This is a genomic window from Lysobacter sp. 5GHs7-4 (assembly GCF_021284765.1).
Taxonomy (GTDB): Bacteria; Pseudomonadota; Gammaproteobacteria; order Xanthomonadales; family Xanthomonadaceae; genus Lysobacter.
Genome location: NZ_CP089924.1, coordinates 2,263,228 through 2,285,525, shown reverse-complemented (window position 1 = coordinate 2,285,525; position 22,298 = coordinate 2,263,228). Strand labels below are relative to the sequence as shown.

At 69.5% G+C, this 22,298-nt stretch carries 26 protein-coding genes; 12 read left to right on the top strand and 14 right to left on the bottom strand.

Going from position 1 to position 22,298, the window contains the following annotated elements; genetic code table 11:
* Positions 1-228 precede the first annotated feature (228 nt).
* Positions 229-735 (top strand): M48 family metallopeptidase, encoded by a 507-nt coding sequence (locus LVB77_RS10365; protein ID WP_232910042.1) that lies wholly within the window; start codon positions 229-231, stop codon positions 733-735.
* 48 nt (positions 736-783) lie between these two features.
* On the opposite strand, the gene LVB77_RS10360 is transcribed toward LVB77_RS10365, so the two are convergent.
* On the bottom strand, positions 784-1,149 hold the full coding sequence (locus LVB77_RS10360; protein WP_232910041.1) for a DUF6164 family protein: 366 nt from the start codon (positions 1,147-1,149) through the stop codon (positions 784-786).
* 159 nt (positions 1,150-1,308) lie between these two features.
* Between LVB77_RS10360 and LVB77_RS10355 the strand changes: the two genes are divergently transcribed.
* Both LVB77_RS10355 and LVB77_RS10350 read left to right on the top strand, forming a co-directional pair.
* Positions 1,309-2,442: a carboxylate-amine ligase gene (locus LVB77_RS10355; protein ID WP_232910040.1), complete on the top strand. Its 1,134-nt coding sequence runs from the start codon at positions 1,309-1,311 to the stop codon at positions 2,440-2,442.
* Between the two features lie 23 nt (positions 2,443-2,465).
* Complete coding sequence (locus tag LVB77_RS10350; protein WP_232910039.1) at positions 2,466-3,254, top strand: type 1 glutamine amidotransferase; 789 nt, start codon at positions 2,466-2,468, stop codon at positions 3,252-3,254.
* Positions 3,255-3,278: 24 nt separating this feature from the next.
* Here LVB77_RS10350 and LVB77_RS10345 read toward each other — a convergent pair whose 3' ends face one another.
* The 4 genes from LVB77_RS10345 to LVB77_RS10330 all read right to left on the bottom strand — a co-directional run bounded on the left by LVB77_RS10345 (position 3,279) and on the right by LVB77_RS10330 (position 6,003).
* The gene (locus tag LVB77_RS10345) at positions 3,279-3,623 is read right to left on the bottom strand and encodes a RidA family protein (protein WP_232910038.1); all 345 of its coding nucleotides are present in this window, start codon (positions 3,621-3,623) and stop codon (positions 3,279-3,281) included.
* Between the two features lie 64 nt (positions 3,624-3,687).
* Positions 3,688-3,942: a hypothetical protein gene (locus tag LVB77_RS10340; RefSeq protein WP_232910037.1), complete on the bottom strand. Its 255-nt coding sequence runs from the start codon at positions 3,940-3,942 to the stop codon at positions 3,688-3,690.
* A 62-nt stretch (positions 3,943-4,004) separates the two neighbouring features.
* Positions 4,005-5,426, bottom strand: coding sequence for a M20/M25/M40 family metallo-hydrolase (locus LVB77_RS10335; RefSeq protein ID WP_232910036.1), 1,422 nt, complete (start codon positions 5,424-5,426; stop codon positions 4,005-4,007).
* A gap of 97 nt (positions 5,427-5,523) precedes the next feature.
* Positions 5,524-6,003, bottom strand: a complete 480-nt coding sequence (locus LVB77_RS10330) for a DUF1579 domain-containing protein (RefSeq protein WP_232910035.1) — start codon at positions 6,001-6,003, stop codon at positions 5,524-5,526.
* A gap of 480 nt (positions 6,004-6,483) precedes the next feature.
* Here LVB77_RS10330 and LVB77_RS10325 point away from each other — a divergent pair, with 480 nt between their 5' ends.
* From LVB77_RS10325 to LVB77_RS10300, 6 genes are all read left to right on the top strand, one after another.
* Positions 6,484-6,906, top strand: a complete 423-nt coding sequence (locus tag LVB77_RS10325) for a YciI family protein (RefSeq protein WP_232910034.1) — start codon at positions 6,484-6,486, stop codon at positions 6,904-6,906.
* Positions 6,907-7,012: 106 nt separating this feature from the next.
* The gene (locus tag LVB77_RS10320; RefSeq protein WP_232910033.1) at positions 7,013-7,363 is read left to right on the top strand and encodes a YciI family protein; all 351 of its coding nucleotides are present in this window, start codon (positions 7,013-7,015) and stop codon (positions 7,361-7,363) included.
* Positions 7,364-7,388: 25 nt separating this feature from the next.
* Positions 7,389-7,811, top strand: coding sequence for a VOC family protein (locus LVB77_RS10315; protein WP_232910032.1), 423 nt, complete (start codon positions 7,389-7,391; stop codon positions 7,809-7,811).
* 135 nt (positions 7,812-7,946) lie between these two features.
* Positions 7,947-8,369: a YciI family protein gene (locus LVB77_RS10310; protein WP_232910031.1), complete on the top strand. Its 423-nt coding sequence runs from the start codon at positions 7,947-7,949 to the stop codon at positions 8,367-8,369.
* 14 nt (positions 8,370-8,383) lie between these two features.
* The gene (locus LVB77_RS10305) at positions 8,384-8,908 is read left to right on the top strand and encodes an SRPBCC family protein (protein WP_232910030.1); all 525 of its coding nucleotides are present in this window, start codon (positions 8,384-8,386) and stop codon (positions 8,906-8,908) included.
* Positions 8,909-8,937: 29 nt separating this feature from the next.
* On the top strand, positions 8,938-10,221 hold the full coding sequence (locus LVB77_RS10300; RefSeq protein WP_232910029.1) for an RNA polymerase sigma factor: 1,284 nt from the start codon (positions 8,938-8,940) through the stop codon (positions 10,219-10,221).
* A 52-nt stretch (positions 10,222-10,273) separates the two neighbouring features.
* Here LVB77_RS10300 and LVB77_RS10295 read toward each other — a convergent pair whose 3' ends face one another.
* The 4 genes from LVB77_RS10295 to LVB77_RS10280 all read right to left on the bottom strand — a co-directional run bounded on the left by LVB77_RS10295 (position 10,274) and on the right by LVB77_RS10280 (position 15,761).
* Complete coding sequence (locus LVB77_RS10295; protein WP_232910028.1) at positions 10,274-10,990, bottom strand: hypothetical protein; 717 nt, start codon at positions 10,988-10,990, stop codon at positions 10,274-10,276.
* A gap of 20 nt (positions 10,991-11,010) precedes the next feature.
* Positions 11,011-11,868 carry an alpha/beta hydrolase-fold protein gene (locus LVB77_RS10290; RefSeq protein ID WP_232910027.1) on the bottom strand — a complete coding sequence of 286 codons (858 nt, stop codon included), beginning with the start codon at positions 11,866-11,868 and terminating at the stop codon, positions 11,011-11,013.
* 139 nt (positions 11,869-12,007) lie between these two features.
* Positions 12,008-14,458 carry a prolyl oligopeptidase family serine peptidase gene (locus tag LVB77_RS10285; protein WP_232910026.1) on the bottom strand — a complete coding sequence of 817 codons (2,451 nt, stop codon included), beginning with the start codon at positions 14,456-14,458 and terminating at the stop codon, positions 12,008-12,010.
* 160 nt (positions 14,459-14,618) lie between these two features.
* On the bottom strand, positions 14,619-15,761 hold the full coding sequence (locus tag LVB77_RS10280) for an acyltransferase (RefSeq protein WP_232910025.1): 1,143 nt from the start codon (positions 15,759-15,761) through the stop codon (positions 14,619-14,621).
* A gap of 361 nt (positions 15,762-16,122) precedes the next feature.
* Between LVB77_RS10280 and LVB77_RS10275 the strand changes: the two genes are divergently transcribed.
* On the top strand, positions 16,123-16,455 hold the full coding sequence (locus LVB77_RS10275) for a hypothetical protein (protein WP_232910024.1): 333 nt from the start codon (positions 16,123-16,125) through the stop codon (positions 16,453-16,455).
* A 155-nt stretch (positions 16,456-16,610) separates the two neighbouring features.
* Entirely contained in the window at positions 16,611-16,811 is a 201-nt protein-coding gene (locus tag LVB77_RS10270) for a hypothetical protein (protein ID WP_232910023.1), read from the top strand.
* A 48-nt stretch (positions 16,812-16,859) separates the two neighbouring features.
* On the opposite strand, the gene LVB77_RS10265 is transcribed toward LVB77_RS10270, so the two are convergent.
* The 4 genes from LVB77_RS10265 to LVB77_RS10250 all read right to left on the bottom strand — a co-directional run bounded on the left by LVB77_RS10265 (position 16,860) and on the right by LVB77_RS10250 (position 20,356).
* A complete protein-coding gene (locus LVB77_RS10265; protein WP_232910022.1) occupies positions 16,860-17,528 on the bottom strand; it encodes a hypothetical protein in 669 nt (222 codons plus the stop codon).
* 43 nt (positions 17,529-17,571) lie between these two features.
* Positions 17,572-18,678 (bottom strand): hypothetical protein, encoded by a 1,107-nt coding sequence (locus tag LVB77_RS10260; RefSeq protein ID WP_232910021.1) that lies wholly within the window; start codon positions 18,676-18,678, stop codon positions 17,572-17,574.
* Between the two features lie 22 nt (positions 18,679-18,700).
* A complete protein-coding gene (locus LVB77_RS10255) occupies positions 18,701-19,741 on the bottom strand; it encodes a hypothetical protein (protein ID WP_232910020.1) in 1,041 nt (346 codons plus the stop codon).
* A 129-nt stretch (positions 19,742-19,870) separates the two neighbouring features.
* A complete protein-coding gene (locus LVB77_RS10250; RefSeq protein ID WP_232910019.1) occupies positions 19,871-20,356 on the bottom strand; it encodes a hypothetical protein in 486 nt (161 codons plus the stop codon).
* Between the two features lie 179 nt (positions 20,357-20,535).
* Between LVB77_RS10250 and LVB77_RS10245 the strand changes: the two genes are divergently transcribed.
* Positions 20,536-21,813 carry a S41 family peptidase gene (locus LVB77_RS10245; RefSeq protein WP_232910018.1) on the top strand — a complete coding sequence of 426 codons (1,278 nt, stop codon included), beginning with the start codon at positions 20,536-20,538 and terminating at the stop codon, positions 21,811-21,813.
* Positions 21,814-21,965: 152 nt separating this feature from the next.
* Here LVB77_RS10245 and LVB77_RS10240 read toward each other — a convergent pair whose 3' ends face one another.
* Positions 21,966-22,232: a DksA/TraR family C4-type zinc finger protein gene (locus LVB77_RS10240; protein WP_232910017.1), complete on the bottom strand. Its 267-nt coding sequence runs from the start codon at positions 22,230-22,232 to the stop codon at positions 21,966-21,968.
* Positions 22,233-22,298: the final 66 nt, after the last annotated feature.

Here is a 22,298-nt window from a genome sequence, read left to right as displayed (position 1 = left end):
GGCTCGCATGTACGCATCGGCTGGATGCGCCACTTCGAGTTGCCGAAATTAAAAACACACTTTCAAATTGACAATCAAGACCAACTAATAGTTGTCATCAAAAGCGATGCAACTTCTGCGCGCCAAGGCATTCAATGCACCGAGAAAGTGAGCAAAAAAAGCGGGTGCCGGACCCGACGGGGTAGCGTCCCGATCCGCTATGAGCGGCGTCTGCCGTATCGTTACGGCATGCCACCGCTGACCTATCTCAACGGCTATCCCGAACCCGTGCTCGCGCGCGTGCGCGAGCTGATCGCGCAGGGCCGCCTGGGCGCGATGCTGCGCGAGCGCTATGCGCACAAGCACGAGGTGCGCAACGACCGCGCGCTGTACGAATACACGACCGAACTCAAGAGCCGATACCTGCGCAAGGCCGAGCCTTTGCAGAAGGTGATCTACGACAATCGCCTGCAGGTGATCAGCCAGGCGCTGGGCACGCATACCGCGATCTCGCGCGTGCAGGGCGGCAGGCTCAAGGCCAGCCGCGAGATCCGCATCGCCAGCGTGTTCCGCGACGCGCCGGCGGAGTTCCTCAAGATGATCGTGGTGCACGAACTGGCGCATCTGAAGGAAAGCGAGCACAACCGCGCGTTCTATCAGCTGTGCACGCACATGGAGCCGGACTACCACCAGCTCGAATTCGATCTGCGCCTCTACCTCACGGCGCTGGACCTGGAAGGCGCAGCGAAGGCGTGAAGCCGGCCGCGCGGCGCACGCCGCGCCAAGGCGGCGGCGATCGCAGGGTCAGGGCCGCAGCAACCACGCCGGCAAGGCCAGCAGCGCCAGCAGGGCCGCGATCGCAGCGACGATCGCCAGCACCCGCAGCGGCTCGCGGCGCGCGATATCGGCGAAGGTCTCGGCGCTGCCGTCGCGCTGCGCCGCCGCGTGCTCGGCGCGGGCGCGGGTCTGGCGCTCGCCCTGGTACTGCGCCATCAAGGCGCGCGCGGCCGCCTCGTCGCGGTCGTAGGCGATCCAGATGCCGCCGTAGGAGATGCCCCAGCGGCTGGGCTGGGTTTCGTAATACTCGATGCGGTGCGCATCCAGCAACGCGCGCACGTCGGCGGCCTCGTCCTCGGGCACCTGGCGCAGATTGAGCAGCAGTTTCGACATGCGCCGATGATAGCGCGTCGTCTTCAACTGCCGCTTACATCGCGCACGTTACTTTGGCGGCATCCGCGACCGCAGGAGCGCCCGCATGCCCGTACGTTCTCCGCCCCGACCTTGCAATACGCCCCGCTACCCCGCGCCGCCGCGTCAGGGCGGCAGCGCGTGAGCGAAACCTACGACTACACCTACGGCATCGAGGAGGAGTACTTCCTCGTCCGCCCCGGCGCGCACGGCCTGGCCACGCGGGTGCCCGCCGCCCTGCTCAAGCAGGCGCGGCGCGAGCTGGGCGATTCGGTCGCCAACGAGATGCTGCAATCGCAGATCGAGATTTCCACCCCGATCCTGCGCGACGCGGTCCAGGCGCAGCGCAATCTGACCGATCTGCGCGCCGGGCTGTCGCAGGTGGCGTCGCGCTTCGAGCTGGGCCTGGTCGCTTCCGGCACCCATCCGCTGGGCGTGTGGCGCGAACAGGAACGCAGCCCGCCGTCGCGCTACCGGCGCATGATGGAAGACTTTCAGATCGTCGCCCGCCGCAGCCTGGTCTGCGGCCTGCACGTGCACGTGCAACTGCCGCCGGGCGTGGACCGGGTGCGGGTGATGAACCGGGTCATGCCCTGGCTGCCGCTGTTCCTGGCGCTGTCGACGTCCTCGCCGTTCTGGAACCGCTCGCGCACCGGCCTGCTCAGCTACCGCCAGGCGGTGTACGACGAATGGCCGCGCACCGGCATCCCCGACTTCTATGCCGACGAGGCCGAGTACGACGCCCTCGCCGCCCTGCTCACGCGCGTGAACGCCATCAACGACGCGCGCTCGCTGTGGTGGGGCATCCGTCCCTCGCCGCGCTTCCCCACGCTGGAGTTGCGTATCGCCGACTGCTGCACGCGCGTGCGCGACGCGCTGGCGATCGCGGCGCTGTACCGCTGCCTGCTGCGTTACCTGGTGCGCACGCCGCAGGACGACCCGCCACGCAGCGCCCTGACCCGGCGCGTGATCGACGAGAACCGCTGGCGCGCCAAGCGCTTCGGCACCGAAGCGAAGTTCTTCGACGAAAGCGGCGCCGAGCCCGAGCCGTTGCCGCAGGCGCTGGCGCGGCTGCGCGCGCTGTGCGCGGACGACATCCGCGCCCTCGACAGCGCCGACGCGCTGGCGCCGCTGGATGCGATCCTCGCCGACGGCAGCAGCGCGCACGTGCAGCTGGCGCTGTACCGCGAACAGCGCGAGCGCGGCCTGGGCCGCATCGAGTCGCTGGACGCCGTGGTCGACTGGCTGCGCGCCGCCACCATCGCGGTCGATTGACCGCCTCCACACCGAGGCCCCGCATGTCCACGCCGCGCAAACTGATGATCGGCCTGTCGCCGCGACTGATGCGCAACCTGCCCGCGCAGTACGGCTTCCGCAACAAGACCCTGCAGTACCTGGAACAGTCGATGGCGCACTGGGTGATGGACGCCGGCGCGCTGGTGGCGATGATTCCCACCGTCGACCCGCACGGCGACGTCCAGCGCAGCGACCTGTCGGTGCGCGAGTACGCGTACTCCTTCGACGGCCTGATCCTGCAGGGCGGCGCCGACATCGATCCGGTCGCCTATGGCGAACAGCCCAGCGAGATGCTGCAGAGCACCGACCCCGAACGCGACCGCTTCGAGCTGTCGCTGCTGCGCGCGTTCGTGGTCGCGGGCAAGCCGGTGCTGGGGGTATGCCGCGGCATGCAGCTGATCAACGTCGCCTACGGCGGCAGCCTGTACCAGGATCTGGTCGCCGGCGGCGCCACCCGCAGCGTGCATTACCTGCCCGAACGCTACGACGAGCACGCGCACTCGCTGCGCATCGAACCCGGCGGCTGGCTGGCGGGCCTGTATCCGCCGCGCGAGGGCACGCGGGTGAATTCCATCCATCACCAGGGCATCCGCCGTGTCGGCGACGGCCTCGACGTCGAGGCCTGGTCCGACGACGGCATTCCCGAATGCATCCGCGCGCGCGACGCCGCGTTCGTGGTCGGCGTGCAGTGGCATCCGGAATTCCACGACGCGCGCTTTCCGGAGCTGATGCCTGGGCGGCCGCTGCTGGATGCGTTCCTCGCCGCGGCCGGCAACGCCCGCGGCGAGTGAATCGCGCCGCCGCGGCGCCTGCGCTCAGACCGCGGCGGTCACCATGATCTCGATCTTCCAGTTCGGATTGGCCAACGCGGCCTGCACCGTCGCACGCGGCGGCGTGCGGCCTACCACCACCCACTGGTCCCAGACCGCATTCATGCCGGCGAAATCGGCGATGTCGGCCAGATAGATCTGCGCGCGCAGGATCCGCGACTTGTCGCTGCCGGCCTGGGCCAGCAGCGCGTCGATCGCGGCCAACACCTGGCGGGTCTGCTCGCCGATGTCGGCGTGCTCGTCGTCGGCGATCTGCCCGGCCAGATACACCGTGCCGTTGTGGACCGCCATTTCCGACATCCGCGGACCGACTTCAAAGCGCTGGATCATGCTGCACCTCGTTCGCTGGGGAGGCCGGCATTATCGCCCCGGACGGCATCGGGCGCGCGCCGCGCTAGCGAACCGGCGCCGCGGCACGCAAGGCGGTCAGCAGCGCCAGCATGGTGTCGGGCACATCGGACTGCGCGATCTTGCTCAGCGCCGCGCCGTCGGTGCTGGCGACCAGGCGGAAGCCGCGATCGTCGTAGACGATGTAGTGCACGCCGCCCAGATGCGAGGTCTGGGCGATGGTGTCGGCGAGATCGTCGGCAGTGGCATTGGCCACGGTCACGCCGTCGCCGAGCTCGTCCGTGTGCAGCAGAATTTCCATGCCCTGTCCCCCTGTGGTCCATGGACCGCGCACGATTGCGCGGCCCGGCTACGACCCTACCCTCAATCCGCGGCGTCGGCGTAACGGCGCACGATCTCGTGCAGGAAGCGCCGCCCGTCCAGCAGCGAGCGCACGCGGATGCGTTCGTTGAGGCCGTGGGCGCGGCTGCCCTGCGCATCGTGGAACAGCCCCGATACGCCGTAGGTCGGAATACCCGCAGCGTTGAGGAAACGCCCGTCGGTGGCGCCGGTAGACATGGTCGGCACGATCGCCACGCCCGGCCAGATCGTATCGGCGACTTCGCGCACCGGCGCCAGGATGCGCGGCGACAGCGGCGGCACGCGCGTGGCCATGCCCGGTTCGCCGCGGGCGGCCACCGCGATGCGTTCGTCGGCCAGCACCTGCACCAGGGTCTGGCGCACCTCTTCCACCGGCACACCGGGCAGGATCCGGCAATTGACGTTGGCGCGTACCTGCTGCGGCAACGCATTGGGCGCGTGGCCGCCTTCGATCTGGGTGACCACGCAGGTGGTGCGCAGCGAACTGTTCCAGCCCGGATTGACCGCCCACAGACGTTCGGCGGCGCGCTCGTCCGACGGGTTGGCCAGCACCGCGCGCATGTCGGCCGCGATCGCCGGTGCCGACAGGCCGGCCTGGGCTTCGAAGTAGCCGCGCGTGGCGTCGTTCAAGGCGATCGGAAAACGGTAGGTGCCCAAACGCTCCAGGCCGATGGCCATGCGCGTGATCGGATTGTCGCGGGTCGGCCGAGAGCTGTGGCCGCCGCCGTCGCGGGTGCTGAGCTCGAAGTCCTGATAGACCTTCTCGCCAGCCTGGATCTGCAGCGCCAACGGCTTGCCGTCGCGCAGTTCGCCGCCGGCGCCCTCATTGAGCGCGAAGCCGGCCGCCAGCGTCTCCGGCTGGGTGTCCATCAGCCACTTCACGCTGTTGAACACGTCGGGAGTTTCCTCGCCGCAGGTCAGCGCGAGCTTGATGTCGCGGCGCGGCACGTAGCCGGCCTGACGGTAGCGCACCAGACTGTCGGTGAAGATCGCCGCCATCGCCTTGTCGTCGCTGGCGCCGCGCGCGTAGAACCATCCGTCCTCTTCGACCAGAGTGAAGGGATCGCGTTCCCAGTCTTCGCGCTTGGCCTCGACCACATCGATGTGAGCCAGCAACAGCAGGGGTTTGAGCGCGCGTTCGCGGCCGCGCAGCACCGCGACCAGGGCGCCGTCCTGCGGGCGATCGGCCGGCGCTAGGATGCGCGCGTCCTGCGCCGGCAGCCCCGCCGCGGTCAGCCGCGCTCGCATGGCCTCGGCGGCACGCGTGCAGCTGCCGACCGAACGGGTGGTATTGATCTCGACCAGTTCGCGGTACAGCGCGCGGAACGCGGCTTCGTCGGCCGCCGGCGCGGCGACGCCGGCGCAGCTCCACAGGCTTGCGGCGGCGGCCGCGATCAGGCTCAGACTCGACGACGCTCGCGACATATCGGGTTCTCCTGGACGAAGCCCCGACACTGCCGCCGGTCCGCCCGGCTGGCAAGTGCCGCGGCCGCGACCCAGGTCGCGGCCGCGGCGGAACGCCTCAACGCTTGCGCGTGTAACGCACCGACATCACCGGCTGCCACTGGCCGTCGTCGCCCAGCATCCGCGAACGCAGCTCGTGGGTGTCGTCGTCGATCATCTCCACGATGTCCTGGAACCTGCGCGTCGCGCCGCTGCTGAAGTCGGGGCCTTCGGTGTCCAGGGTAAGCGTGCGGCCGTCGGCCTCGACCTGGCCTTCGTACACCCACAGCTGGGTCATCATGCTGCCGGCGAACGCACCGACGTAGCGCCCTTTGGCCGGGTCGTAACCCAGGGTGATCTGCATGATGTCCGGCGGGCCATCGGCCGACTCGGTGCGCGATTCGCATTGGATCCACAGCTCGCCGATCTTGCGCACGCTTTGCACGGCGGTCCAGGTCGCTGGCGCTTCGCCTGGCGGACCGGAGGCCTCGCCCTGACCGTTCCATTCGCCCAGCAGGCGATGCAGCCACAGATGTTCGGCTTGCGGTTTTTCGTTCACGCCGTTCTCCTCGGTGGGTGCCGGCGCGCGCGCCGGCGTGGGGATTGCTTAGGCCTGGGTCGGCGCCTCGATCTGGATGCGCAGGCTCACTCCTCACTGAAATCGGGTTCTTGCCGGTTGTCATTTAAAAGGCATCGCACGGGTAGGCGGCATGGCCCATCGGCACCGCAGAGCCCGCGCCTGAGCATCGGATGCCGGATGCGTCCGTCGGTCATAGCGCGCAGGACCAGCCTGCGGCACCGGCCATAAAAGCGAGCACGATCAGTCGCTTGCGCCACCTCACCGAACCGACCCAGGGCATTGCAGGCAGGAGCCGGACCGTAGCACCGGCCCTGCCGGTGGGCAACCGCGGACCTTGCGAATTTATTTCGCGGCCCGTGTCGATTTGCCGCCCCTGCGTTCGTCGCCTGGACAAGAGCCGCGGATATGGGAGCGCGCGCGACGCGGCCGCGGCTCTTCAACCGACCAGGAGACACGACGATGCGATTCATGGTGATAGTCAAAACCGACCCTGCCAGCGAAGGCGAAATGCCGAGCCACGAGGCGCTCGCGGAGATGGGCAAATACAACGAAGCACTGGTCAAAGCCGGGGTCTTGCTGGCCGGCGAAGGCCTGCATCCGTCCGCCAAAGGCGCGCGCGTTCATTTCTCCGGCGACCGGCGCAGCGTCATCGACGGACCGTTCTCGGAAAGCAAGGAGCTGATCGGCGGCTACTGGCTGATCCAGGTCAAATCCAAGGAAGAGGCGATCGAGTGGGTCAAGCGCTGCCCGAATCCCGGTCAGGGCGAATCGGAGATCGAGATCCGCCAGGTCTTCGAAGCGGACGATTTCGGCGCCGCGCTCACGCCTGAACTGCGCGAGCAGGAACAGCGGCTGCGGGCGCAGAGCGCCGCAGGGCATTAAGACCGAACGACGAACGGCGGCCCGCCGCCAACACCGCCCACCGTTCGTCGCACCCGCGCATCACCGCACATCCAACTGCCGCACCACCGCCACGGAGCCCCACCCGATGAAGTTCCTGACCATCTACACCCCCGATCCGAACAAGCCCGGCGAATTCGGTCCGCAGCAACAGCAGCGCATGGGCGCGCTGATCGAGGAGGGCTTCAAGAACGGCAGCCTGCTGCATACCGGCGGTTTGCTGGCCCGCGGCGGCGCCCGCGTCACGCTGGACGCCGGTCGCATCACCGTCACCGACGGCCCGTACGCCGAAGCCAAGGAAGTGATCGCCGGCTACGCCCTGATCGAAGTCGAATCCACCCAGGCCGCGATCGAACAGACCCGCCGCTTCCTCGAAATCGCCGGCGACGGCACCAGCGAAATCCATCGCATCGTCGACGGCGACACCCCCTGCGCCTGACCCCCACCCCAACCGGAGCCACCCCATGTACCTGAGCCCTTACCTGAGTTACGACGGCAATGCCGAACAGGCCTTCCAGCGTTACGCGCAATTGCTGGGCGGCAAGATCGAACTGCTGCTGCGCTACGGCGAAGCGCCCGACGGCAGCTGCGAAGGCATGTCCGCCGCCGACAAGAACAAGATCATGCACGTACGCCTGGCCGCCAAGGACTGGGTGCTGATGGCCTCCGACGCCACGCCCGAATACCCGTACCAGGGCCTCAAGGGCATGTCGATCTCGCTCAACGTCGACTCCGCCGCCGATGCCGAACGCATCATGCAGGGCCTGGCCGAAGGCGGCCACATCACCATGCCGCTGCAGCCCACGTTCTGGGCCGAGCGCTTCGGCTGCGTGACCGACGCTTACGGCGTGTCGTGGCTGATCAATTTCGAGAAGAAGCCGGCCTGATCGCGGCTTCGCGCCCATGCGCGACCCTCACGCGTTTGCGGCGACGCTGCCATCGTCGTGCCCCTCCTTCGCAACGCGGTCGCGCCGCCGCGCACCGCGTTGCAACCACCCTTACGCCATCGCAGGACAACCGCCATGCGCTTCATGATGCTGATGATTCCCCAAGGCTACGAACAAGCCGCCCCCGGCACCGCCCCGCCCGCCGACCGCGTCGCCGAGATGATGAAATACAACCAGGATCTGCAGGAGGCCGGCGTGCTGCTGGCCTTGGACGGCCTGCATCCGCCGTCGATGGGCGCGCGCGTCTCCTTCGCCGGCGGCAAGCCCAAGGTCACCGACGGCCCGTTCGCCGAAAGCAAAGAAGTGCTGGGCGGCTACTGGATGATCGACGTGCCCTCGCTCGCCGACGCGGTCGCCTGGGCGCGGCGCTGCCCGGGCTCGGAGCAGGAAGTCATCGAGATCCGCCAGGTGCAGGAGTTCGAGGATTTCCCCGACGACGTGCAGCAAGCCGCTTCGGGCCTGCGCGACATGCAGGCCGACATCGGCCAACGCAACTGACCGGAGCCGCCGACATGCTCGCCCTCATCCTGACCCTGCTCGCCGCGGCCGTGGCCGCGCTGCTGATCTACGCCGCGACCCGTCCCAACACCCTGCGCATCCAGCGCAGCCTGCTGATCCAGGCCGCGCCCGAGACCATCCTGGCTCACGTCAACGACTTCCGTCGCTGGCGCGATTGGTCGCCCTACGAAAAGCTCGATCCCGCAATGCGGCGCGAGATCGGCGGCGCCGCCAGCGGCCGCGGTGCGACCTATGCCTGGGAAGGCAACGGCAAGGCCGGCGCGGGGCGCATGGAAATCACCGACGTCCGCTCCGACCGCACCACCATCCAGCTGGATTTCAGCAAACCCTTCGTCAGCCGCAACGTGGCCGAGTTCGCCACGGTCGCCGAACCTGCGGGCACCCGCGTCACCTGGACGATGCAGGGGCCGGCCGCCTATATGACAAAACTCATGGGCGTTTTCCTGGACATGGACCGTATGATCGGACGCGACTTCGAGACCGGCCTGGCCGCGCTCAAGACCGTCAGCGAAAAATAGCCCCTCCGCAACGGACCCAGACCGCATCGATGAGCACCGACACCCACCGCGCCATCGATGCCGTCTGGCGGATCGAATCGCCTCGCCTGATCGCCGGCCTGGCGCGCATGGTGCGCGACGTCGGCCTGGCCGAGGAACTGGCCCAGGACGCCCTGGTGGCGGCGCTGGAGCGCTGGCCCGAAACCGGCGTACCCAACAATCCCGGCGCCTGGCTGATGGCCACCGCCAAGCACCGCGCCATCGACCGCCTGCGCCGCAGCAAGCTGCAGCAGCGCAAGTACGAGGAACTGGGCTACGAACTGGAGGATTGGCAGGACGACGCCGAAGCCGCATTCGAGGCGGCCATCGACGACGATATCGGCGACGACCTGCTGCGGCTGGTGTTCACCGCCTGCCACCCGGTGCTGTCGACCGAGGCCCGCGTCGCCCTGACCCTGCGCCTGCTCGGCGGCCTCACCACCGACGAGATCGCGCGCGCCTTCCTGGTCCCCGAACCCACCGTGGCCCAGCGCATCGTGCGCGCCAAACGCACCCTGGCCGAAGCGCGGGTGCCGTTCGAGGTGCCGCGCGGCGAGGAACTGGCCGAACGCCTGGCTTCGGTGCTGGCGGTGATCTACCTGATCTTCAACGAAGGCTATTCCGCCACCGCCGGCGACGACTGGATGCGCCCGGCCCTGTGCGACGAAGCGCTGCGCCTGGGCCGCATCGTCGCCGAACTGGTGCCGCGCGAACCCGAAGCGCACGGCCTGGCCGCGCTGATGGAAATCCAGGCCTCGCGCGCCCGTGCACGCGTGGATGCCGCCGGCGCGCCGGTGCTGCTGCTGGACCAGGACCGTGCGCGCTGGGACCAGGTGCTGATCCAGCGCGGCCTGACCGCGCTGGAGCGCGCCGAAAAACTCGGCGGTGCGCGCGGCCCCTACGCGCTGCAAGCCGCCATCGCCGCCTGCCACGCGCGTGCGCGCGCCGCCGACGAAACCGACTGGGCGCGCATCGCCGCGCTCTACGACGCATTGGCCCAGCTCGCGCCCTCGCCCGTGGTCGAACTCAACCGCGCGGTCGCCCTGGCCATGGCCTTCGGCCCGGCCGCGGGCCTGGAACTGGCCGACACCCTGATCGACGAACCGTCGATGAAGAACTACCACCTGCTGCCCAGCGTGCGCGGCGACTTCCTCGCCAAGCTGGGCCGCTACGGCGAAGCCCACGCCGAGTTCAAGCGCGCGGCGGCGCTGACACGCAATGCGCGCGAACGCGAGCTGCTGACCGACCGCGCCGCGGCTTGCGCGCGCAGCATTGCGGCGCAGAAGCGCGAGTAGTCGGACGATTCGTTAGCTAGTTTCCCGGGCTTAACCATGCCCAGGCCGACGTTCAGAACGTCGGCCCACCGACGTCGAGCACGTACTCGAAGTTCTGCACCATGTTGCCGTAGCCGTCGTCGTCCTCGGCGCCGCGCCCGTAATTGGCGCCGACGACGATGGTGTGCCGCCCCGCCTTCATCGGCGGCAGCAACAACCAGTAGCCGTCGCTGGCGGCGATGATGGCCTCGCCGTTCTCGTCCGGCTCGTCGTAGGCATCGAAACAGCGCTCGGTGCGCACCCGATAACGTCGCGGATCGGCCACGCGCACGCCATCGACCAGCACCACCGCGCTGCGCAACGCGTCGTTGCTCAAGGCCAGCCCGCTCAGCAAGGACTTGCATTGCGCCGCGCGCTGCCGCGCCGGGATCCCATAGCGGGTGCGCTGATACAGATTGATGACGGGCAGGAACACGTGCTTGCCCACCGGCACCGAGCAGCGCCGCTTCACGCTGTCGCCGCCGTCGGTGCCCGCCAGGAACCACACCGGCCCCTCCTGCGCGATCCCGCACCAGCGCCCGTCGGGGTCGCGGTAGGGCTCCATCCCGCTGGAAAAGCGATCGGTCCAACGCCACCAGCGCGCGCTGAGTTCGGCGTAGCCCTGCCCTTCGACCTTTGCGCTCAGCGGCAGCACCACCGCGTCGCCAGGCTTGGCCGAGCCGGCCCATGCACTGGCGGCACAGAGCAGCGTCAACCACACCGCAGCCTGCATGAGCTGTCGTCGGATCATCCTCGCCTCGCTGTGCGCCGTTACTTGCCTTTTCCCACCGCCGTCGCGCCCTTAGGCGGAAACGCATCCCGCAGCAACTGCGGCGATAACGCCCGATAGATAGTGCCATGCTTGAGGTCCGGCCGCGGATCGTATCGCCACGCCAGCCCCTTGGGCGCTGTGGCGCGCAAAGCATCCGCCAGCCGCGCCGTCTGCGGCGCGATGTTGTCCTCGTTGGCCGACGACAGCAGCAGCGTCCGCGGTCCGAACCCACCCGCCCGCAAACGCCGCTCCGCGCTCAGCACCAAAGCGTCCTGGTTCCACCACAGACTGGGGCTCATCGCGATATACACATCGAACAGCTCGGGCCGCTCGAAAAACGTCTCGACCACGAACAGCCCCGCCAGCGACTCGCCGATGATCCCGGTCTCGTCGCTCACCCGGTACCGTTTGCGGACCGCCGGCATCAGATCATCGGCGATAAACGCCCGAAACCGCGCCGACCCGCCCACCTCCGGTGCGATCTTGCGATCCTCCGCGAACGCCGTCGGCCCCGTCATATCGCGCCGCCGCTGCGTGTTCTCGATCCCCACCACCAGCATCGGCCGCATCTCCCCGGCCCGGATCGCCGCGTCGACGTCGCTGGCGACGTGCGGGAAATCTTCTTGCAGACCGCCGTCAGGCATGTACAGCACCGGGTAACGCGGGCCCTTGGCTGCATCGTAACCCGGCGGCATATACACGTTGATGCGCCGCGTCTCGTCGGGCGCGCGCGTTTCCATCGTGAAGCTTTCATGCACCGGCAACGACTCGACAGCCGTCTCGGGCTCGGCAGCCGAAGCAGAAAGGCAGGCCCCACCGATCAACAAGCCGACCGCTACCGACACGAACAGGTGCATAGAATTTTTTGCCCAGGAATCGAATTAAAACTATACCTGGCAACAACAGGGACTATCGCCTGCATCAGGGACTACATCGCAACCGTCCATGCACAGGCTAGGGGCCACGCACGACTACCGGTTCGTCTCCGTTACCCCCTCACGGAGCCGCGGCGGCGGAAGGCGCAGCCGCCCGCCCCTCCAAATGCTCCCGCAAGAACCCCGCAATCCCCGACCACGCGATCTCCAGCGCCAGCGGCTGGTCCAGACTGTGCCCCTCGTTCGGGAACGCCAACACTACCGGCGGGCGCCCCTTCAAATTGAGCATGCGCACCAGGCGCCGGGTGTGTTCGAAGTCGACGCGCAGGTCCTCGCGGCCATGCACCAGCATGATCGGCAGCTGCAGCTTGTCGAGGTTGTACAGCGGCGAGGTCGCCTGCATTTCCGCCAGGTCCTTGCGCGGGTCGCCGATGATGCGCTCCATCAGGGCGCGGGTCTGGGCCGAACGCGCGCTGTCGCTGGCGGTGAAGAACAAGGCGCGGTCGCTGACGCCGGAAATCGACACCACGCAGCGGTAACGCTCCGGCCAGCGCATGGCCGACACCAGACCTGAGTAACCGCCGTAGCTGGTGCCCACCGCGCACAGGCGATCGCCGTCGATGGGATAGGACGCGATCGCGGCGCGCACCGCGGCGTCGATGTCGTCCTCGATCAGCTTGCCGTAGTTGCGGTGGCCGGCCTCGCGGAAGGCCTTGCCGTAGCCGTCGGAACCGCGAAAGTTCACCTGCAGCACGGCGTAACCCAACGACGCCAGATACTGCACCTCACGATCGAAATGCAGACGGTCGCCGACGCCGATCGGGCCGCCGTGCGGCAGCACCACCAGCGGCCGCTTGCCCGCGGCTTCCGGCAGAGTCAGGAAGGCTTCGATCGGCAGGCCGTCGCTGCCTTTCAGGCTCAGCACTTTCGCCGGGGCGTAGCGCTTGTCGGCCAGCCAGGGCATCACCTCGTCGACCAGCGAGGCACGCTTGGCGGCGATGTCCATGTGATAGATCTGCGGCGGCCGGTCGCTGCCGTCCACCCACAGGATCAGCTGTTTGCCGTCCACGCTGCGGTCGATCACGGCCACGGTGCGGCCGGGATAAGCCGCCTGCAGCGTCGCCGCCAGGGTGCGATCCTTCTCGTCGAAGTATTCGGTGACCAGCCGGCCGGACTGGTAGTAGCGCACCGCCACGGGTTCGCGCCGGTGATCCAGCACCGGCTCGGCCACGTCGACGCCCGGCTTGCTGAACAAGGTGCGCGCGATTTTCTTGGTGGCCGGATCGAACACGACCAGATCGCGCTGATCGCGGCCTTCGTCGCTGAGCCCGTAGATCAGGTTGCCGTCGTAGGACAGCGCCAGCGGTTGGAAGCCGTCCTCCTTGTCCAACTCCAGCACGTCCTGATACCGGCCGGCGTCGCCGTGCACCAGCACCGCACGATCGTCGCGCCTGACGATCGCCGCCCGCAGGTGGCCCGCGCCGTCGGCGTACCAGCCCAGGTCGTTGCTCATGCCCTTGTTGAGCCGGTCGCGGCTGGCGGCGGTGTAGAAGCCGCGCACGTCGCGATCGCCGGCCATCAAATCGACGCGATGCACCACCAGGGTGCCGCGGCTGTCGTAGCCCTCGAACAGAATCTTGCCCGGCTCGTCGGCCAACAGGTCGACCACCGCTCCCTTGCCTTCCATCGGCAGCACCTGCGCGGCGCGCTTGCCGCCCTGCGCATCGCCGATCCGCACCACCGTGTAGTGACCGGCGCCGTCGCCCGCCATCAGGACGCGGTCGCTGTCCCACAGCAGCGAAGCGATGGCATCCTTGCGTGTGATCAGGCGTTGCGCGCTGCCGGCGACCAGATCGATCAGCTCCAGTCCGTAGCGGTCCTCGCCCTCGCGCACGACTTCGGCCAGCAGATCGCCGCCGGGATTGAGCGCGACGCTGACCACGCGGTTCGGCTTCCACATCTGTTCGGCCGCGATCGGCACGGCGCCGGGCTTGGGCGGCTCGCGGCCTGCATTGAGCTTGGCCGGCGGCTCGGCGTTGCCGGCGCGCGCGCTGCGGTAGAGCTCCGGGAACGGATCGGGGTAGCGGCCCACGTAAGACAGGCCGTACTGGCCGTAGATCGCCGGGTGCTGCGCTTCCAGCCAGTCGATCACCGGCAGCGAACGGTTCGACACGTGCATGAAGGTGCGCTGCAGGCTGGCGGTGCGCAGCACCAGGTCGCCGCTGTAGTTGAGCTTGCCCGCCTCGACGCGGAAGCGGTATTCGGGATCCTTGATGGTGTAGCGCGCGTGGTAGTCGCCACGGTACAGATTGAGTTCGGCCCACTCGTACTCGCCGGCCTTCAGCGCGTACACCTGCAGGTTGCGGCCGCCGCCCATACCGTTGAGCACGCCCTCGATGGGGCCGCGACCGGCTTGGCGCACGTGCACGCTGCTGATGTAGGCGCTGGTGTCGACCACCAGCGCCACCAAGCCCTCGTCGGGGGCCAGTTTGGGCGCCTCGCCCGGATCGATCTTGCGCATCGCGACGGCGTCCAGCGCCACCGACAGCACTCCCGCGGCAACCAGCAGCACGCCGAATCGCCGCTGTACCCGCCCTATGCACGCCCATCGCCGCGTGGTGCGGCCCTGACTCTCGACCGATTTCGACATCGCCTGCACGCCCTGCCGGGCGCCCCCTGTGTGCAGCGGAATCCGCTGCGGACCCGCGCCACGAGCATAGCCCAGGGCGGGCTCAGCCGGCGGCCGCCACCGCCTCCCGAGCGCCCTGCCCACGCCGGTACCAGCGCTCGCGCAAACGCAGGAACGGTCGTTCCACGCTGTAGTGCAGTACCGCGCCGGCCGCCAGCGTCGCCGCCGCGTACACCGCGAACGCGAGCACGCCCTGCCCTTGCAACTGCGTGCCCAGGTGCGTGTCCACCAGATGGAACACCGGCTTGTGAATCAGATAGAGGCTGTAGGAGGTGAGTGCCAGCCAACCCGCGCCCGGCACCCGCCACCGGCCCAGCCAGCTGCGGGTGCTGGCGCCGGCCGCAACCAGCAGGGCCAGGCCCATCGACAGCAGCGGGTAGCCGATCACCGTCGGCAGCAGCGCGGTGCGTTCCATGAACAGCCAGATCGCGACGCCGACCACCGCCAGGCCGGCGACCAGCAACAGGTTCGCGCGCCGTTGCATCCCCGCCCACAGCTGCGGGCGGTAGACCTGGATCGCGGCCAGCACCACGCCGCACAGCAGGCCGTCCAGGCGCATCCAGGTCGGGTAATAGATGTCCTCGACGAAGCGCCGGCCGAAGCTGCGCTCGACATCCTCCAGGCCCTGCACCGGCGCCATCTGGTACAGCCAGACATAACCGCGCAAGGCCAGGCCGGCCAGCAGCACCGCCACGCAGACCGAAACGAACTTCGCCGTCGAGGGGCGGCGCGTCATCCACCAGGCCAACCAGGGAAAGATCAGATAGAAATGCTCTTCCACGCACAGCGACCAGGCGTGCGAGAACGCGCGATTGTGCTGGTAGTCGATCAGCAGGTTCAGGGTGAAGGTGAGGAACTGCCACACCGGCTGCATGCCCTCGGCCTCGCGGAAGCCGGGCCAGGCCAGGTAGATCGCCAGCACCGCCAGGAACGCGGGCAGCACGCGGAACGCGCGGCGCAGGTAGAAATCGCCGGGACGGAACGGCTGGCCCTGGCTCAAGGGCTTGAGCAGTTGGCCGCCGATCAGATAGCCGCTGAGCACGAAGAACAGGTCCACGCCCATCCAGCCGTGCGTCACGATCTGCCCCCAGAACTCCCCCATGCCGCCGACCAGGTAGGAATGGAACAGCATCACCCAGACGACGGCGATGGCGCGCAGCAAATCCAAACCGGGAAGACGACTCATGCGGTGCTCGAATAGCGTCGCTGCGCGCGGCTGACGCGGCGCGCGGCAAAGAGGATGGGGTGGGGATTACGGGCGCCGTCGCTGCAACCGGCTGCGTCCGCGTGGTCAGCATAAAACTGTCGCGCGCATCTGCCTATGGGCGAATCGCGCTTTGCGTCGAAACGTTGCGGCGATGGCCGCTGTACGCGGTGGTCGCCGCCACGGCCGCCCTGCCCCGCGAAACGGAAGCCGCTACGCGCCCGCCTCGGTCCGCCCGTCCGGCTCGGATGCGCCCGCCCTCACCACCGCCCGCGAAACCATGGACAATGCGCGCAACCGCGGCATGACCGCGGCCCGCGCTGGCACGTATGGGGATGCGTCGATGCTGCAGAAGCTGCTGGGGTTGCTGGTGATCGTCGTCGGCGCGCTGCTGACGCTGGCCGGTCATTGGATCGTCGGGGTGCTCGCGGTCGTGTTCGGGGTGCTGGTGGTCAACAGCGCGCGTCGCGGCACGTTCGTCGCCGACACCGGCTCGGGCTACGACGGGGGCAGCAGTTGGAGCACGACCTCCAGCGCTTCCGGCAGCGATTGGAACGCGTCCAGCGACGGCAACCGCGACTGCGGCAGCAACGACGGCGACAACGGCGGCGGCGACTGTTCCGCCGACAGCGGCGGGAGCGATGGCGGCGGCGACGGTGGAGGCGGCGGCGATTAGTCGCCGGGCCGCAGCGCGTCCAGGCCAGCCGTAGCGTTACCGTTGCGCGAATCCCAAGCCGGCGCTCGGCTTGCCTGCGCATGCGCCGCGCCCCTGCGTCTCAACCTGCGAGACGACCACCGCTCACAGTGAGCGGTCGCCTGCAGGAGTACCCCATGCCCAGCTACTACCTCAATCGGACTCCCCGGCCCGACGGCGCCCATACGGTGCATGTGCAGCACTGCCCGCAGCTGACCTTGTACCGAATCCATCTGGGCGAATTCACGCAGGCCGGCGAAGCCCGCCGCGTGGCGCTGCGGCATTGCGCGCAGGCCGAGCTTTGCCCGCGCTGCGCCACGGACTCGCCCCGGCGTTGACCGCATCGTTCCGCGGCGCCACCGCGCACGCCTTCGACGCGTGCCGCCTTACTTCAACCCCAACGCCAAGGCCGAGCCGGTAAACGGCACTGCCAGCTTGTAGCCCGCCGGCACCGGCGCCGAGGCACCGGCCGCGGTGCCGAACTGGGTCACGCCCGCGCCCAGGATCTGCGCCAGGTCGTAGCGGCGCCCGCCGAACTCGAAGCCGTGGCTTTCCAGCAGCCAGGCCGAAAACACGTTCGACGCCAGCAACGGCGTCTGCGCCGGACCGATGCCCTGCTCCACCGTGGTGCCCACCACCATGCCGGTGCGGCGCAGGGTGGCGATGCGCTCGCCCTGCGCGAACGAGGCCGGATCGTCGAAGCTCGCGGCCGGTTCGCGCTGCAGATACACCGAGAACTCGCCGACCGGGTCCAGGCCCAGCGTCAACGCGCCGTTGGTTACGCCGCCGGCCTCGAACGGCCGCGCGGCGAAGGTGAAGTGCGCGGTGGTTTCGCCCTGCGCGCCCGCGAACAAAGGCGCGTCGATGCCGGACAGATGCAGGAAATAGCCGTAATCGGCCAGGTGCCCCTCGTCCGACAGATAGAAGCGCCCGGTCGCGTACCAGGCCAGTTCGCCCGGCATCAGGCGCCGGGCGCGCGCCTCGGCGCGACGCGACGGCCGCGCGATGCGTCGGCGTCCGGCGCCGCGCGCGCCGGGATGACGGGGTGGGTTCATGCAGGCGGCTCCGCGGGGTTTGCCGCCGATGGTATGCCGCCGGCTAGCGCGGCACTACCCGGCAGCAGATCGCCGTCACCACGTAGTCGTAGGTCTTGTCGGTGTGGTTGTCGCCGTCGCACATGTACCAGGAGTAGGCCGCCATCGACCCGTTCAACTGGCCGGGTTCCGGATCGCCGGGCGCGCTGTAGCGCCAGTTGCAGCCGCCGCCGACGCGGGCCGCGCGGTCGGCCTGGAACCACTCATAAGGGCATTCGGCGAAGCCGCTGCCGTAATTGCCCGGCGGCAGGCTGAACACCTGCGTCACCTTGGAGCACACCATGGCGCTCTCCGGCGCCGCGGCGAAGTAGCCGACCACGTCCACGACCACGTCGGTGGCGGCGTAGGAATACAGCGACAGCGCGTAGTCCGTGCCGGGATCGCTCTGCTTGGCGATGATCTCGTTGCCGATCACTTCCTGCGCGCGATAGTTCAGGCTGGAGGCGAACGGCAGCTGCGCGCCGTACGGGAACACCGTCAGGTAGCCGGCCGCAGTGGGCGCTACCGCGACCACGTTGACCACCACGGCACGCGCGTCGGCCGGTACGCCGCAATCGCCGGCGTAGCCGCCTTGCGCGCTCATGTCGGCGCCGGTCGTGCGCAGATGCAGCAGTCCGGCGCTGCCCAGACGCGTGCCGGCGACGCGGGTATCGGCCAGGCGGCAGGGCGCGAGCATGTTGTAGGCCAGCTGCGCGGGCTCGGTGTCCAGCAGCTGTGCGGCCTGGGCGGCGCGCGCGTCCCATACCGACTGCACCGGAATCTCACGCTGCGGCTGCGGCGTCAGCGCGGCCATCATCGCGTCGAAGCTGGGCATGTCGGCGGCGCGGCGCAACTCGCGCTCGCCCAACCGCGCCAGGCTGGGCCGCATGGCCCGGGCCCACTGCTCGGGCGCGGTACCGTAGACCTGCTGCACATGCGGCGACCACAGGCGCAGCAGATGGTCGGCGGCCTGCAACGCGCCCAGCGACGCGGCGGCGGCGCGCGGCGGCGCAGGCGCCACGGTGGGCGAGGCCTCGCGTTCTGCGGGCGCGGACCACAGCCTCGGCGCCGTGGCCGCGAACATCAGGCCGGCCGGCACCAGCAGCGCCAGGGCCGCGATCGTCTTCTTCATCCCGCTCTCCCGCCGCGCGCGATCAGCGACCCGGCAGGCGACAGCACATCGCCTCCGCGCGCACATTCCTGGCGACCCCGCCGCGGTTGCGGGCGTGGCAGGCATAGCCGCCATTGGCCTGCGCACCGAAGCCATGGAAATAGACTTCGTCGATCGACGGGTAGGCGCCAGCCACGGTGCAGCCGCCGCCGGTGCCGGTGTAGCCGGCCGGGCACGCGGGCGTGACCGCCGAGGCGGTGCCGCCGGGGTTCACCGCGACCAGGGCCGACTCCACCTGCGTGCAGTCCAGCGGTTCGGATTTGGCGGCGCTGAAGTAGCCGGCCACGTCGATCACCAGATCGGCGCCGGCGTAGCTGTAGACCGAATACGTCGGCCACGGATCGCCGCCGAGGCGGGCGATGATTTCGTTGGCGACGACGTCGCCGACGCGGTAGTTCAGGCTGGACGCCAAGGGACGCGTGCCGCCGGTCGGGAACACCGTGAGGTAGCCGGCCACGTCGGGATTGATCACGGTGATGTTCAGCGTCACCGCCGATGCGTCGGTGGGGATACCGCAGCCGTTCTGGGCGCCGCCTTGCGCGGTCAGCGACTGCAGGCTGAAGCTGCGCGATTCGCCGGCGCTCATGCGGCGCGCGACGGTGCGCGTATCGGCCAGACGGCACGGCGTGAGCATGGTGTACAGCAGGCGCTCGCTGGAGAGCGCGGCGGTCGTGGTCGGCGACGGCGCGCGGGCCGCGTCCGGCGCGGAACGGTGCGCGTACGGCTCGCTGGCGGCGGCCATCATCGCGTCGTAATCGGTCATCGCCGCGGCGCGGCGCAGGTTGGCCAAGGGCGCGCGGGCGAAGGTCGGCGCCATGCCCTGCGCCCAACGCTGCGGCGCGGTGCCGTAGACCTGCTGCACGTGACCGGCCCAGCGCAGGACCAATCCGGCCGCCAGACGTCCGCGCTCGCTGCGCGGCTGGTAACGCTCGCCCTGCCCGCTCTGCGCCAGCGCCGAAGTCGCCGGCCACACCCACAGCGCGCACGCCAGCACGGCGACGCGCATCGTCTTACCCAAGCTCATTCCGAATCCCCTGTGGGCGCCCCCGCGCCGGATTGCACACCCGACCGCCGCATTCGCGCGGCCCGGATCGCGCCGCATGATGGCCGAACCGTCCCCTGCGCGACAAGGGTCGGCGCGCCGGTTAGCGCATCAGCGCCGCAGTGCGCGCCGCGCGAACAGCACGCAGATCACGCCGAACGCCATGTGCGCGAGCACGCTCCAGGCGATCCAGTCCGGATGCTTAAGCGAAGGCGTCGCGTTGACCCGCGACAGCGGCAGCACCACGAAATTCATCACCAGGTACAGCACCACGCCGTAAGGCAGGCCGTAGCCCAGCGGGCGTGCGAGCAGACCGCGGTGACGCCGCGCGACCAGCACGTAGATCAGCACGAACATCGTCGCCATGAACACGTGCAGTACCGCGCCCAATGCGGCCGATTGCAGGCCGCCGTCGAAACTGGCCGGGCCGAGCACGCCGACGGCGATGGTCTGGAACAGGCGCACCATGCCCGGGCCGTCCCAGCCGAACCACAGCGTGGCGGCGAAGCTCATATCGCCCAGGGCCACCAGCAGGCCGCCCAGCAGCACCTGCGCCCAGGCCGGCGAACGCGGCGTGTGATCGAGACTGGAAGACATGCCGTTGCCCCGCTCGCGTTCGGATGGTGGCGGCGATCATAGGGCGGCCCCGAAACGCGCGTATGTGCCGAAGGCCGGGGTTCGGCGACCGGCCGCCGCCGCCCGCGACCCTTCGGGCGCCTGCGGCATCCCTGTTACCGATGCCGCTGTCCCAGCGCGCCCCAAGGACCAGAACCGCCATGCCCACCGCCTTCCGCGCCGCCCTTGCCGCCCTGCTCGGGCTCGCCGCCTTCGCCGCCCAGGCGCAGTCGCCACGCGACCGGGTCGCAGGCGTCGCCGCGGCGATCGCCGCCCACTACTACGACGCCGAACGCGGCCAGCGCATCGCCGACGACCTGCGCGCGGCCGCCGGCCGCGGCGAGTTCGACCGCTACCCCGATCCGCGCGACCTGGCGACCGCGCTGACCACGACCCTGCAGCCGCTGGACCGCCATTTCCGCGTCGCCCTGTCCAGCGACCCGACCGGTCCGGTCGTCCTGCGACGGCCCGGGCCCGGGCCCTCGGCTGCCGCCCCGCATCGGCGCGGCAGCTACGGCTTGCGCCGCGTCGAAGTGCTGCCCGGCAACGTGGGCTACATCGACCTGCGCGAGTTCGCCGACTTCGCCTACGACGGCAGCGAACAGCCCGCGCGCCGCGCGATCGAGGCCGCCCTGCAACTGCTGGCCGGCACCGACGCGCTGATCATCGACCTGCGCGACAACGGCGGCGGCTCGCCGGCGATGGTCGGCTACCTGGTCAGCGCGTTCACCGCGCCGGGCGCCGACATCTACAACCGCTTCCGCGAACGTGAGCGCAGCGTCAGCGAAGCGCCGCCGCAGGCCTATCCCACACCGCGCCTGACACTGCCCTTGTACGTACTGATCAGCGGGCGCACCGGCTCGGCCGCCGAATCCTTCGCCTACACCCTCAAGAACGCCAAGCGCGCCACCGTCGTCGGCGAGGCCAGCGCGGGCGCCGCCAATCCCGGCGGCGAGGTCGATGCCGGCCACGGCCTGCGCGTGTTCGTCTCGCGCGGTTCGCCGATCAGCCCGATCACCGGCGGCAACTGGGAAGGCAGCGGCGTGGCGCCGGACGTCGCAGTGGATTCGGCGCTGGCGCTGGAGCGCGCACGCGTGCTGGCCCTGCAAGCGGTGCTCGCGCTGGGACTGCCGGAGGCCGACATGGTGGAAGCGCGCTGGACCTTGCAGGCGCTACGCGCCGAAGCCGCGCCGCCGCACGTCGCGCTGCGCGACTATGCCGGCGCCTACGGCCCTGTGAATTTGAGCGAGCGCGACGGCCGCCTGTGGCTGCAGCGCGATCGGCGCCCGGCCTGGCCCTTGCTGCCGCTGGGCGAGGACACGTTCAGCGTGGCCGGCGAACCCGCGCGCCGGGTCGCGTTCGAACGCGGCGCCGACGGCGCCATCGTCGCGATGGAAATCCGCGCCGCCAACGGACCGTCGACGCGGTACCGGCGCTGAGGTGCGCCTACGCAACGGGCGCGGAGACGCCGACTCGCACCGACCCGCGTTCCATCCCTAACGATAGACGCTTAGGCCGTCGCGGATGCACGCGGCCGTCGTCTCGCATCGGCTCGCACGCGCGATCACCACAACGCGGCTCGGCCGACCGCTCAGCGCAACTGGCTGTCCTTACTGCCGCGGCGGTTATACCCGCTGGCGGCGCCCTGCTCCTGATCGTGCGCCTCCTGGCAGCGCACGCACAGGCGCACGCCCGGCACGGCTTTGCGCCGCGCTTCGGGGATGGGGGTGTCGCATTCCTCGCAGCGCTCCAATCCGGGGCCCTGCGGGAGTTGGTCGCGGGCGCGCTTGATCGCGTCCTTGATGGTGGCGTCGATCTGGTCCTGCACGGCGCCGTCGCCTGCCCAGCCGGTTGCCATGGCCGCCTCCGGGTGCGGTGGTCAGGGACTCACAGCATAGCGGAGCGGACCTGAGCGCCGCGCGAC